Origin of the sequence: Streptomyces sp. NPDC088147, assembly GCF_044741565.1 — a bacterium.
Classification (GTDB): domain Bacteria; phylum Actinomycetota; class Actinomycetes; order Streptomycetales; family Streptomycetaceae; genus Streptomyces.
Genome location: NZ_JBIUSY010000003.1, coordinates 609,728 through 622,097, shown reverse-complemented (window position 1 = coordinate 622,097; position 12,370 = coordinate 609,728). Strand labels below are relative to the sequence as shown.

Annotated in this window: 14 protein-coding genes; 5 read left to right on the top strand and 9 right to left on the bottom strand. The window is 67.7% G+C overall.

Going from position 1 to position 12,370, the window contains the following annotated elements; translation table 11 throughout:
* Positions 1–120: 120 nt before the first annotated feature.
* From ACIOGX_RS13640 to trxA, 5 genes are all read left to right on the top strand, one after another.
* Positions 121–1,830 (top strand): protein kinase family protein, encoded by a 1,710-nt coding sequence (locus ACIOGX_RS13640; protein WP_401912830.1) that lies wholly within the window; start codon positions 121–123, stop codon positions 1,828–1,830.
* Positions 1,831–1,855: 25 nt separating this feature from the next.
* The gene (gene sigM / locus ACIOGX_RS13635) at positions 1,856–2,560 is read left to right on the top strand and encodes an RNA polymerase sigma factor SigM (RefSeq protein ID WP_356508936.1); all 705 of its coding nucleotides are present in this window, start codon (positions 1,856–1,858) and stop codon (positions 2,558–2,560) included.
* Complete coding sequence (locus ACIOGX_RS13630) at positions 2,557–3,549, top strand: anti-sigma factor family protein (protein WP_401912827.1); 993 nt, start codon at positions 2,557–2,559, stop codon at positions 3,547–3,549. The genes sigM and ACIOGX_RS13630 overlap by 4 nt, the downstream gene beginning before the upstream one ends.
* A 120-nt stretch (positions 3,550–3,669) precedes the next feature.
* Positions 3,670–4,641, top strand: a complete 972-nt coding sequence (gene trxB, locus ACIOGX_RS13625; RefSeq protein WP_356508933.1) for a thioredoxin-disulfide reductase — start codon at positions 3,670–3,672, stop codon at positions 4,639–4,641.
* Between the two features lie 43 nt (positions 4,642–4,684).
* Positions 4,685–5,017, top strand: a complete 333-nt coding sequence (gene trxA / locus ACIOGX_RS13620) for a thioredoxin (protein WP_129767293.1) — start codon at positions 4,685–4,687, stop codon at positions 5,015–5,017.
* Between the two features lie 95 nt (positions 5,018–5,112).
* Here trxA and ACIOGX_RS13615 read toward each other — a convergent pair whose 3' ends face one another.
* The 9 genes from ACIOGX_RS13615 to rpmH form a co-directional block, all read right to left on the bottom strand.
* Positions 5,113–5,730, bottom strand: coding sequence for a GNAT family N-acetyltransferase (locus tag ACIOGX_RS13615; protein ID WP_401912823.1), 618 nt, complete (start codon positions 5,728–5,730; stop codon positions 5,113–5,115).
* Positions 5,731–6,033: 303 nt separating this feature from the next.
* Positions 6,034–7,134, bottom strand: a complete 1,101-nt coding sequence (locus ACIOGX_RS13610; RefSeq protein ID WP_401912820.1) for a ParB/RepB/Spo0J family partition protein — start codon at positions 7,132–7,134, stop codon at positions 6,034–6,036.
* Complete coding sequence (locus tag ACIOGX_RS13605) at positions 7,131–8,207, bottom strand: ParA family protein (protein WP_129767290.1); 1,077 nt, start codon at positions 8,205–8,207, stop codon at positions 7,131–7,133. The genes ACIOGX_RS13610 and ACIOGX_RS13605 overlap by 4 nt, the downstream gene beginning before the upstream one ends.
* Positions 8,208–8,472: 265 nt before the next feature.
* On the bottom strand, positions 8,473–9,189 hold the full coding sequence (rsmG, locus tag ACIOGX_RS13600) for a 16S rRNA (guanine(527)-N(7))-methyltransferase RsmG (protein ID WP_129767289.1): 717 nt from the start codon (positions 9,187–9,189) through the stop codon (positions 8,473–8,475).
* A 104-nt stretch (positions 9,190–9,293) separates the two neighbouring features.
* Complete coding sequence (locus ACIOGX_RS13595; RefSeq protein ID WP_129767288.1) at positions 9,294–9,812, bottom strand: R3H domain-containing nucleic acid-binding protein; 519 nt, start codon at positions 9,810–9,812, stop codon at positions 9,294–9,296.
* A gap of 14 nt (positions 9,813–9,826) precedes the next feature.
* The gene (gene yidC / locus ACIOGX_RS13590) at positions 9,827–11,104 is read right to left on the bottom strand and encodes a membrane protein insertase YidC (RefSeq protein WP_401912816.1); all 1,278 of its coding nucleotides are present in this window, start codon (positions 11,102–11,104) and stop codon (positions 9,827–9,829) included.
* A 3-nt stretch (positions 11,105–11,107) separates the two neighbouring features.
* Positions 11,108–11,467 (bottom strand): membrane protein insertion efficiency factor YidD, encoded by a 360-nt coding sequence (gene yidD / locus ACIOGX_RS13585; RefSeq protein ID WP_356508925.1) that lies wholly within the window; start codon positions 11,465–11,467, stop codon positions 11,108–11,110.
* The gene (gene rnpA, locus ACIOGX_RS13580) at positions 11,464–11,835 is read right to left on the bottom strand and encodes a ribonuclease P protein component (RefSeq protein ID WP_129767285.1); all 372 of its coding nucleotides are present in this window, start codon (positions 11,833–11,835) and stop codon (positions 11,464–11,466) included. The genes yidD and rnpA overlap by 4 nt, the downstream gene beginning before the upstream one ends.
* 26 nt (positions 11,836–11,861) lie before the next feature.
* The gene (gene rpmH, locus ACIOGX_RS13575) at positions 11,862–11,999 is read right to left on the bottom strand and encodes a 50S ribosomal protein L34 (RefSeq protein ID WP_030354375.1); all 138 of its coding nucleotides are present in this window, start codon (positions 11,997–11,999) and stop codon (positions 11,862–11,864) included.
* Between the last annotated feature and the right edge of the window lie 371 nt (positions 12,000–12,370).

The window sequence follows — 12,370 nt, the reverse complement described above, 5'->3', positions numbered from 1 at the left end:
ACGCGGCAGGGTCCAGCACAACCATCAGCGGCTGCCGCGTGTCGTGCATAGCGTCCAACTGTGGGCACAATTGGCTTGGCTGTTGGATAGTGCGCAACGGATGGGGAGGCAGGAGCGACGGTGGCGGAACGTAGCACGGCTGCCGTCGACGTGGCCGACAACAGCGGTGATGAGCCGCTGGCCGCCAAGGCGGGCAAGGCCACGACCGACGGGTTGGCGGAAGCCCAGGACAAGGCGGAGAAGTCCGCGGCGGACACGGGCAGCGAACGGCAGAACACCGAGCCGGGCATCTCGGCGCCCGAGCTGCACAGCGGCCACAAACTCGCCAGACGCTACCGTCTGGAGGAGTGCGTCACCCGTCTGGACGGTTTCAGCAGCTGGCGAGCGGTCGACGAGAAGCTGCGCCGCGCCGTCGGCGTGCATCTCCTCCCGGCCGACCATCCGCGGGCCCGTTCCGTACTGGCGGCGGCCCGGTCCTCCGCCCTGCTCGGCGATCCCCGCTTCGTACAGGTCCTGGACGCCGTCGAGGAGAACGACCTCGTCTATGTCGTTCACGAGTGGCTGCCCGACGCGGTCGAGCTGACCGCACTCCTCGCCGCGGGGCCGCTGGAGGCCCATGAGGCGTATCAGCTCGTCAGCCAGGTCTCCCAGGCCATGGCTGCGGCCCACCGTGAGGGTCTCGCCCACCTGCGGCTGACGCCCGGAGCGGTGCTGCGTACGTCCACCGGTCAGTACCGCATCCGCGGCCTCGCCGTGAACGCCGCTCTGCGCGGGATCAGCGCGGACCGGCCGCAGCGCACCGACACGGAGGCGATCGGCGCGCTCCTCTACGCGGCACTGACCCAGCGCTGGCCCTACGAAGCCGACGCGTACGGGCTCTCCGGCCTTCCCAAGGGCGTCGGGCTCATCGCCCCCGACCAGGTCCGCGCCGGCATCCACCGCGGTCTCTCCGAGCTCGCCATGCGCGCCCTCGTCAATGACGGCGCCACCGCCTCGCGCCAGGAACCGCCGTGCACGACCCCCGACGAGCTGGCCGCGGCCGTCGCGGAGATGCCGCGCATCCGGCCGCCCGAGCCCACGTTCACCGCTCCGCCGGAGTACCAGCGCACCACCTACCAGCAGGGCACCTACGGACGCTCGCAGGCGGGCCTCGGCGCTCCGCCCCTCCCGCCGGTGGCGCCCCCGCCGCCCCCGCTCCAGAGCCGTACCGGCAAGCTGCTGAAGTGGACCGTCGCCGCGCTCCTCATCGCCGCGCTGGGGCTCGGCAGCTGGCAGGTCGCCGACCGCCTCCTCGACCAGGGCAGCGACAACGATCCCGCGCCCACCCAGCCCACCACGGGCGACAACAAGGCGACCAAGGTTCCCAAGCCGCTGCGGATCGCGGACGCGACGGAGTTCATGCCCAGCGGGTCCGGGATAAAGCCCGAACTCGCACCGAACTCCGTGGACGGCGACCCCGGCACCGCCTGGATCACAGCGCAGTATCAGAACTTCCCGAACTTCGGCAATCGCCCGGACCGCAAGGAAGGCAGCGGAATCATCGTCGACCTGGGCAGCGTGAAGGACGTGTCCGGTATCGACATAGACATGTACCGCAGCGGCCAGAAGGCCGAGCTACTCGCGGCGGATGCGGATACGTCGGACCCGTCGGCCCTCGCGGACTTCTCTCAGCGCCTCACCAAGCTGGAGACTGTGGGCGGAACTCTCAAGACCACTCTCGACAAGCCCGTGCGAACCCGGTACGTATTGATCCACATCACCGAACTGCCCACGGACGGGTCCGCCGACCGCTTTCGCGGGGGAATCTCCGAGATCACGTTCACCGGCTGAGGGATCAGGGGAGGGGGGCTCACTGTTGGACGATGCCGCACTCGGCGACTCAAGCGACCAGGATCTGCTGAGCGCTCATGTCGAGGGCCACCCTCACGCCTTCGGCGAGCTGGTACGGCGCCACCGGGACCGGCTCTGGGCGGTGGCCCTGCGGACGCTGGGTGACCGGGAGGAAGCCGCCGATGCGGTCCAGGACGCACTGGTCTCCGCCTTCCGAGCGGCCCACACCTTCCGCGGGCAGTCCGCCGTGACCACCTGGCTGCACCGCATCACCGTCAACGCCTGTCTCGACCGAGCCCGTAAGGCCGCCTCACGCCGAACCTCCCCCGTGGACGACACCGAGCGGCTGGAGCAGCTCCTTGAGCCCCACGAGTCGGCGGAGGCCCCCGCGGAACGCCAGGATCTCCACCGTGAGCTGCTGGCGGCGCTGGCCAAACTCCCCGTCGACCAGCGGGCCGCCCTGGTTCTCGTCGATATGCAGGGCTACCCCGTGGCAGAGGCCGCCGCGGTGCTGGGCGTGCCCACCGGAACAGTGAAGAGCCGCTGCGCACGCGGCCGGGCCAGATTGCTGCCCATGCTCTCGCATCTACGCGGGGCCACCAGGGATAACAGCGCTCTTGGCCGGGGAAGGAACCGGACGCCGGGGGCATCCGTCCCACCGGCAGCGGAACCAACAGACCCAGGACCGAGTGATCCTGCTGGAGTGAAGGGCGGAGGTGGGCGCGCGTGACATCTACGACCGACACGGCTCAGCACCCGGATGTCTCGGAGATCTCCGATCTCGCGGAGGGGCTGCTCTCGCCGTCCCGTACCGCCGCTGTACGACGCCATCTCGACGGCTGCGCTCTGTGCGCGGATGTCCATGACTCGCTCGAAGAGATCCGGGGGCTCCTGGGCACCCTGCCCGGACCACCTCGGATGCCGGCCGATGTCGCCGGACGTATCGATGCCGCGCTGGCCGCGGAAGCGCTCCTGAACGCCACTGCCCCCGATGAGACCGCGGATGTTTCACGTGAAACACCGCCCTCGTCCCGGACGTCCTCATCCCCCACGCCGACGGCACCGTCCGTCGCCACACCGACCGGACCGCCGGCCCTGGCGGGGACCACGTCGCCGGACTCGGTACGGACGGACCGGCCCGCCGGCCGTCCGAGGGCAGCCACCGGCCCCGGCCGCGGTGGGCACACCCGCCGTCGCCGTCGCAACGCCGTCCTGGGGGCCGTCTTCGGCACAGCGGCCGTGGGTGTCAGCGTTCTCCTGATCCAGTCGCTCGGGTCGCTCGGGGCGACGAACAGCGCCAAAAGCTCTGCGGCCGACTCCGCGGCCAGCGCCCCGGGGAACGGCAAAGAGTTCTCGGAAGCCCACCTTCAGAGCCGCGTGGACGCGCTGCTGGCCCCGGGCGCCACGGTCAAGGAGTCCAGGGGTTCACAGGCAGAGGAACCTCGCGCTACCGGGGGTGACCGGAGCACGGCGAATTCGCCGCTGGTCCAGCCCGAGCCCGAGATTCCGCCCTGTATTCGACAGGGCACGGGCAGCACCGCGCCCGCCCTCGCCGCCGAGCCGGGTACGTACCGGGGCAGCAGCGCCTACCTCGTCGTGCTGCCGCACGCCGCCGACAGCACCCGTGTGCAGGCCTATGTGATCGACGCGGCCTGCGTCGACAGTGATCCTTCGGGCAAGGGGAAAGTCCTCCTGAAGCACGCCTACCCTCGCCGCTGACGATCCCCCTTCGTGGAGCCGGGACACCTCGGGAATGCGGGACCCGTAGGATCCGTTGGATGGGGTGAAAGTCGTTGATCCGGCCCCAGTAGGCAGTCTGCAGAGACGAGGAAGAAACCCGTGAGCGACGTCCGTAATGTGATCATCATCGGCTCCGGGCCCGCCGGCTATACCGCCGCGCTGTACACCGCGCGTGCATCGCTGAAGCCGCTGGTCTTCGAGGGCGCCGTCACCGCCGGTGGTGCGCTGATGAACACCACTGATGTGGAGAACTTCCCGGGCTTCCGCGACGGCATCATGGGCCCGGACCTGATGGACAACATGCGGGCACAGGCGGAGCGCTTCGGCGCCGAGCTCGTCCCGGACGATGTCGTCGCGGTCGACCTCAGCGGTGACATCAAGACGGTCACCGACACGGCCGGCACCGTGCACCAGGCCAAGGCCGTGATCGTGACGACCGGCTCCCAGCACCGCAAGCTCGGCCTGGCCAACGAGGACACGCTCTCGGGCCGGGGTGTCTCCTGGTGCGCCACCTGCGACGGCTTCTTCTTCAAGGACCAGGACATCGCCGTGGTGGGCGGCGGCGACACCGCGATGGAGGAAGCCACCTTCCTGTCGCGCTTCGCCAAGTCCGTCACGATCGTCCATCGCCGGGACACCCTGCGTGCCTCCAAGGCGATGCAGGACCGCGCCTTCGCCGACCCCAAGATCAAGTTCGCCTGGAACAGCGAGGTCGCCGAGATCCACGGCGAGCAGAAGCTCTCCGGTCTGACCCTGCGCAACACCAAGACCGGCGAGACCTCCGCGCTCCCCGTGACCGGTCTGTTCATCGCGGTGGGCCACGACCCGCGGACCGAGCTGTTCAAGGGCCAGCTCGATCTGGACCCCGAGGGCTACCTGACCGTCGCCGCCCCGTCGACACGGACGAACCTGTCCGGTGTCTTCGGCGCCGGTGATGTCGTCGACCACACCTACCGCCAGGCGATCACGGCTGCGGGCACCGGTTGCTCCGCCGCTCTCGACGCCGAGCGTTTCCTCGCCGCGCTGAGCGACAGCGAGAACGCCGAGCCGGAGAAGACCGCCACCGTCTGACCAGCTGTACCGACCCACACCCCGCGAATCTAAGGAGGCCGCCGTGGCCGGCGACCTGAAGCATGTGACCGACGCGTCGTTCGACGACGACGTACTCAAGAGCGACAAGCCCGTACTGGTGGACTTCTGGGCCGCCTGGTGCGGACCGTGCCGCCAGATCGCGCCGTCGCTCGAGGCGATCGCGGCCGAGCACGGCGACAAGATCGAGATCGTCAAGCTCAACATCGACGAGAACCCGGCCACGGCAGCCAAGTACGGCGTCATGTCCATTCCGACGCTGAACGTGTACCAGAACGGTGAGGTGGCCAAGACCATCGTCGGTGCCAAGCCGAAGGCCGCGCTCGTCCGCGACCTTGAGGACTTCATCGGCCAGTAAGTCGGCAGCCGCCGACCCTCGATGTTTCACGTGAAACGGGCCGACTTCCCCATGGGGGAGTCGGCCCGTTTCTCTTTTCGCATACGTCGCCCGGCTCAGAGCGGCCGTAGCGCGGGTTCCTTCTTGACCGCTCCCAGCAGCCGGTCCAGCGCCAGCTCCACGTCTTCCTTCCAGGAGAGCGTGGTCCGCAGCTCCAGCCTCAGCCGTGGATACGTCGGATGCGGACGTACGGTCTTGAAGCCCACCGCCAGCAGATGGTCCGCGGGGAGCACACAGGCCGGTTCCTTCCAGCGGGTGTTGCCGAAGGCTTCGATGGCCTTGAACTCCCGCCGCAGCAGATCCTTCACCACGGTCTGCACCATCACTCGGCCGAGTCCCTGCCCCTGATACCCCGGCATCATCCACGCGGTCATCAACTGGACGGCGTCCGGAGAGACCGGGCTCGTCGGGAAGGCCATGGACCGCGGCACATACGCAGGAGGCGCGTACAGGACGAAGCCGACCGGCACATCGTCGATATACACCACGCGGCCGCAGGATCCCCATTCCAGCAGAACGGCCGAGATCCAGGCTTCCTTCTCCGCCTCGGCCCGGCCGGCCCCTACCGCTGCTTCCCCGCTGACCGGATCAAGCTCCCAGAAGACACACGCGCGGCAGCGCTTGGGGAGGTCGGAAAGGTTGTCCAGCGTGAGCGGTACGAGCCGACGCCCCATGGAGGCTGTTCCTCACTTCCTTCGCCTGCCGCGCCGCGGGCGGCCGTCAGCGCGCTCCGCTCCCGAAGCAGGCTGCCGACGAAACCGCCGAGCACTCCAAGACCCAGTCCAGCCGATACCAGCCGACTGCGGCTCACCGATCGCATGGCCCCCGCGCTCCTTCCGGGATGGATCAAGGTGGATGCGCCATACCAGAACGCATCGTATCCACCCGTAGATGTCCGGCACACCGCGAGACAGCAAAGGGCGGGCCGTGTTCCGGTAAGCGTGGAACACGGCCCGCCCAAAGGCTGTTTGAGGGCCTCAGCTCTCGTCGTCTTCCCCGGCTTCCTCGGTGAGTCCCTTGTCCAGGACGCGCCCCTCACCGGGGGCGAGGGTGCCGAGAATCCGGTCCAGATCGTCTATCGAGGCGAACTCGACGACGATCTTTCCCTTCTTCTGGCCCAGGTCGACCTTCACCCGGGTCTCGAAACGATCCGAGAGACGTGACGCGAGATCAGTCAGCGCCGGCGACAGCCGGGCGCCGGCCCGCGGACCCTTCGCCTTGGAGGAGTTCTGCGGGCGCGAACCCATCAGGGTCACGATCTCCTCGACCGCGCGCACCGAGAGACCCTCGGCCACGATGCGGTGCGCCAGCCGGTCCTGTTCCTCGGAGTCGTCCAGCGCGAGGAGCGCCCTCGCGTGGCCGGCCGAGAGCACACCGGCGGCGACCCTGCGCTGCACCGGGGGAGAGAGACGCAGCAACCGGAGCGTGTTGGAGACCTGCGGACGTGAGCGACCGATCCGGTCGGCCAGCTGGTCATGCGTGCAGTTGAAGTCCTTGAGCAACTGGTCGTAGGCCGCGGCCTCTTCCAGCGGATTCAGCTGAGCACGGTGCAGGTTCTCCAGCAGCGCATCCAGCAGCAGCTTCTCGTCGTCGGTCGCGCGGACGATCGCCGGAATGCGCTCCAGTCCGGCTTCCCGGCAAGCCCGCCAGCGCCGCTCCCCCATGATGAGCTCGTAGCGCTCGGAGCCCACCTGCCGTACGACCACGGGCTGGAGGAGACCGACTTCTTTGATGGAGGTGATCAGTTCGGCGAGGGCGTCCTCGTCGAATACCTCGCGCGGCTGGCGAGGGTTCGGCGTGATGGAGTCGATCGGCACTTCGGCGAAGTGCGCCCCTGCCGTCGCCGCCGGCTCGGGCGCCGCCTCGAACTCCGACGCGACCGTCTCCGTCTCCGGCGCCATGGAGGCCTGCGGCAGCGACGTCACCTTCGCTGCGGCCACACCCCGCTCCGCGGTCAGTACGGGAGCCGCCCCCAGAGTGGCAGCGGCCTCTCCTGGAGAGGTCACCTGCTTCTCCTGCGGAGCGGCAGGGATCAGCGCACCGAGCCCACGTCCCAATCCCCTGCGTCGCTCGCTCACTGGATCCCCTCCGACATACTCTGCTGACTGTTCTGACTGTCCACATGGGCCTGCTGGGCGTCGTAGTGGACCCCGACCCCCCGTAGCGCGATCTCACGGGCGGCTTCGAGATACGACAGGGATCCGCTGGATCCCGGATCGTAGGTCAGCACCGTCTGCCCATAACTCGGTGCCTCGGAGATTCGTACGGACCGAGGGATGCTCGTCCGCAGCACCTCCTTGCCGAAGTGGCTCCGTACCTCGTCCGCCACCTGCGAGGCGAGCCGCGTCCTGCCGTCGTACATGGTGAGCAGGATCGTCGAGACATGCAGTGTGGGGTTGAGATGCCCCCGCACCAGGTCGACGTTCCGCAGCAGCTGACCCAGCCCCTCCAGCGCGTAGTACTCGCACTGGATGGGGATCAGCACCTCCGCACCGGCGACCATCGCATTGACGGTCAGCAGGCCGAGCGAGGGCGGGCAGTCGATGAGGATGTAGTCCAACGGCTGCTCGTACGCTTCGATCGCCCGCTGTAGTCGGCTCTCCCGTGCCACCAGCGAGACCAGCTCGATCTCCGCACCGGCGAGATCGATGGTGGCCGGGGCACAGAAGAGACCTTCGACGTCCGGGACAGGCTGGACCACTTCCGAAAGTGGCTTGCTCTCCACCAGGACGTCATAGATCGAGGGAACTTCGGCGTGATGGTCGATCCCCAGCGCCGTGGAGGCGTTGCCCTGGGGGTCGAGGTCGACCACCAGCACGCGCGCGCCATGGAGCGCGAGCGAGGCGGCGAGATTGACCGTGGTGGTGGTCTTCCCTACGCCGCCCTTCTGGTTGGCGACAACCATGACACGCGTCTGCTCTGGGCGGGGCAGACCCTCACCGGCGCGGCCCAGTGCCTCCACCGCCAGTTGGGCAGCACGGCCAATGGGGGTGTCGTCCATCGGGGGTGGTGTTTCACGTGAAACATCCTCCCCCGCCGACTCGGTACGGGGACCGGGGACCGGATCGGTCATCGGTCCCGCGATGTTGGCGTCGGACCGCAAGGATTCACTCTCCTCGACTTCAGACTCGCAATGGACAGAGCCTGCCATGCTTTCGGGGTCGTGAACCAGCGAGGCCCGTGGTTCTGTGGAGGAATCCATCACTGTGGACAACTCCGTCCCCCTTGCGAGGGGCTTTCGGCCGCGCGGTGTAGCAGCAGCGCGGCCACGGCCGATGATTCCCTGCAGCAGTGAGCGACGTTTCACGTGAAACACGATGCACGGGCCGCAGAGCTACACCGTCACGACACTCCGCATTGCATAGGTATGGCAGCTTGTATGGAGCATCACTGATAGGCAGTACGGACTGTACGGCTCAACGGCGCCGCCGCGCACGGCCGGCCCGTGCGGCCTTGGCCCGCTTCGTGGCGAACCGCACACCGCCGGGGCTCTCCCCGACCTCCACACGCACCACGGTGGCCAGCGGGTCGACGATGCCCTCACCGACATGCAGGACCGAGGTCTCCACCACACCGAGCCTGCTCAGTGCCGCGCGGGCCCCGTTGATCTCCTCCTCGGCGGTGTCGCCCTTGAGCGCCAGCATCTCGCCGTACGGCCGCAGCAGGGGCACCCCCCAGCCCGCCAGCCTGTCCAGCGGAGCCACCGCGCGCGCCGTCACCACATGGACCGGCTGAAGGGTGCCGAGGACCTCCTCGGCACGGCCACGCACCACCGTCACATGGTCCAGGCCGAGCAGCTCGACGACTTCCTGAAGAAAGTTCGTCCGCCGCAGGAGCGGTTCCAGCAGCGTGATCTTCAGATCGGGCCGTACCAGCGCCAGCGGGATCCCGGGGAGCCCCGCACCCGAACCGACATCGCAGACCGTCACGCCCTCGGACACGACCTCGGAGAGCACCGCACAGTTCAGCAGGTGCCGCTCCCACAGCCGCGGGACCTCACGCGGACCGATCAGGCCACGCTTGACCCCCGCGTCCGCCAGTAGTTCCGCGTAGCGGACAGCCTCCGGAAAGAACTCACCGAAAACAGTGCGCGCCTCATCCGGTGCGGGGGGAAGCTCTGCTGCCTCCGTCACGGGAACCGTCCTTCCATACCGAACCACCGGCCGGTGGCTGACTATCAGGCTGACAAAACTCGGCCCCGTCTGCGCAACAGACGGGGCCGAAAAGAATGGACCGCTCAGGCAGGGAGCACCACGACGAAGCGCTGCGGCTCCTCGCCCTCGGACTCACTCCGCAGACCCGCGGCGGCGACCGCGTCGTGCACGACCTTCCGCTCGAAGGGCGTCATGGGCTTCAGCTTCACCGGCTCACCGGTGCTCTTCACCTCGTCCGCGGCCTTGGCGCCCAGCTGGGCCAGCTCGGTGCGCTTCTTGGCCCGGAAGCCGGCGATGTCCAGCATCAGCCGGCTGCGGTCCCCGGTCTCCCGGTGCACGGCGAGCCGAGTCAGCTCCTGAAGTGCCTCCAGCACCTCACCGTCGCGTCCGACAAGCTTCTGCAGGTCCCGTGCCGAGTCACTGATGATCGAGACCGCGGCCCGGTCGGCCTCGACGTCCATGTCGATATCGCCGTCGAGATCAGCGATATCGAGCAGACCTTCGAGGTAGTCGGCCGCGATCTCCCCTTCCTGCTCCAGGCGGGTCAGGGTGTCGCCCCCCTCGTCGGCGGACTCGGCGGCGGAGATGGTGCCTTCCGTCACGGATGGACTCCTTCTTACTTCTTGGACGGGTGCTTGGGCCGCTGCTGGCCCTTACGCTGCCCCGACTTGGCTTGGCGTGCGGAACCGGCGGCGGGCTTGCCCGTCGGCTTGGACGTGGTGTCCTGCGGCTCGCCCTTCTGCAACGAAGTCTTCGCCGGCTCACCAGCGGCCTCGGAGTCCTTGGGCTGGTCCGCCTTGTCCGTACCCGACTGGGCGGCGGCCTGCCGCTTCGACTTGGTCTGACGCTTGGGCTGGTGCCGCCTCGCCGCGGCACCGGACTCGGCCTCGGCAGCGGCGGTGTCGCTCTTGATCACCGTTCCGTCGGGCTGGGCGGCCAGCCCCGCCTTGGCCAGGCTCGTGACGAACTTGCGCTCGTTGTCATTGCGGTCCGGTCCCTTGGCCACGATCGCCTGGACGATCGTGCGCTTACGGCGGGACCGCACCTCACTGTGCGTGGTGATGGTCTTCAGCAGACGCTGCAAGTACTGGTCCTGCGCCTTGCTGCCCGGGGTCGGGTTCTGGTTGATCACATACATCTGCTGGCCCATGGTCCACACGTTGGTGGTCAGCCAGTAGACGAGCACACCGACGGGGAAGTTGACACCCGTGACGGCGAAGATCAGCGGGAAGATGTACATCAGCATCTTCTGCTGCTGCATGTACGGCGTCTTGACCGTCAGGTCGACGTTCTTCGTCATCAGCTGGCGCTGCGTGTAGAACTGCGACGCCGACATCATCACGATCATGATCGCGGTGACGATCCGCACATCGGTCAGCGAGGCGTTCAGGGACGCGACCTTGTCGGCGCTGTCCATGAACTTGGCGGCCAGCGGAGCACCGAAGATATGCGCCTGACGCGCGCTGTCCAGCAGCCTCTGGTCATCGATGACGCCGACGGTCTTGCCGCTCGCGATGCTGGAGAGCACGTGGTACAGGGCGAAGAAGAACGGTGACTGCGCCAGGATGGGAAGACAGGAGGAGAGCGGGTTGGTGCCCGTCTCCTTGTACAGCTTCATCATCTCTTCGGACTGACGCTGTTTGTCGTTCTTGTAGCGCTCCTGGATCGCCTTCATCTTGGGCTGGAGCACCTGCATGTTCCGGGTCGACTTGATCTGCTTGACGAACAGCGGGATCAGACAGATCCGGATCAGTACCACCAGGGACACGATGGACAGTCCCCAGGCCCAGCCCGTGTCGGGGCCGAAAATCATCCCGTACAGCGAGTGAAACTGGACGATGACCCATGAAACAGGTGTGGTAATAAAACTGAAGAAACTGGCAATCGTGTCCACTAATCAGGCTCCTTGAGCTTTGGGCGAGGTCTCTGCGGCCGGACTCGGGGCGTCGGGGGCCGATCCCCCGGAGGGCACGCCAGCGGCGGAGTGTCCGCCCTTACCGCCACGCCAGGCATTGCGCAGCGATTCATGCCAACGCGGGCGTTTGCGCGGCGGGACATGGTCCACACCACCCGGCGACCACGGATTGCACCGCAGAATGCGCCAGGCGGTCAGCGCCGTGCCCTTCACCGCGCCATGCCGGTCGATGGCCGTGTATCCGTAGTGCGAGCACGACGGGTAGTACCGGCAGACGGGCCCGAGAAGCGGGCTGATCGTCCACTGGTACAGCTTGATCAGAGCCAGCAGCGGGTATTTCATCGCGTGCCCCCTCCCAGCAGCCGCTGAAAGGCGGCGTCCAGGTCTCGGGCCAGGTGTGCGTATTCGGCGTCGCCTGCTCCGGGCAGCGCCCGTACGACAACCAGGCTACCGGGGGGCAGCTCGGACAGTCGTTCGCGTATCAGATGACGCAGTCGCCGCTTCACCTGGTTACGGACGACGGCTCCACCCACGGCCTTGCTCACGACGAAACCCGCACGCGTCGGGGAGGCGCTCTCCCCAGGCGCGTGCGGGTCCGTTGCACCGCTGCGTAGATGGACGACGAGAAGCGGGCGTCCGGCCCGGCGTCCCCGGCGTACCGCGGTCGCGAAGTCCTCGCGCCGCCTCAGCCGATTCTCGGTAGGCAGCACGTCATGACCTGTTGGCGATCAGGTGATCAGGCCGACAGACGGGCGCGACCCTTGCCACGGCGGGTCGCGAGAATCGCGCGGCCGGCACGGGTACGCATCCGCAGCCGGAACCCGTGGGTCTTGGCGCGACGACGGTTGTTCGGCTGGAAGGTGCGCTTGCTCACTCGGGGGCTCCAGAAAATGATGTGTGGACGGCGGGACATCGCCTGGCTGTCACCGTGCGCCCACGAGAACCTGAGAAGCTCGCGATCAACGCTCGAGTGCACCGCTTCATAACCACAGATCGTGATCTTTGCCCATCGGAGGCAGGCGGCAGCAGCCATCGACAACTCGACCTGGTCACGGTACGCGCGGCTACGCCATCCGGTCAAACCAGTTCCAGGCCGGGTTCCATTGTGCACAGGCTGTGGACAACAACTTGAACCGCGCGGGTCGCCCTGACTACCGTGGCTGAACTCCGGCTTCATTTCCTGCCGGTCTTCCCATCCCGTCCCGAGAACCACACATTCGTGGGACCAGGACCTGCGAGAGAGCG

Excerpts from the sequence above, each read along its gene's own strand:
- ACIOGX_RS13615 (WP_401912823.1), bottom strand. The coding sequence starts at position 5,730 with ATGGGGCGTCGGCTCGTACCGCTCACGCTGGACAACCTTTCCGACCTC.
- yidD (WP_356508925.1), bottom strand. The coding sequence starts at position 11,467 with ATGAAATACCCGCTGCTGGCTCTGATCAAGCTGTACCAGTGGACGATC.
- ACIOGX_RS13605 (WP_129767290.1), bottom strand. The coding sequence starts at position 8,207 with ATGGCAGGCTCTGTCCATTGCGAGTCTGAAGTCGAGGAGAGTGAATCC.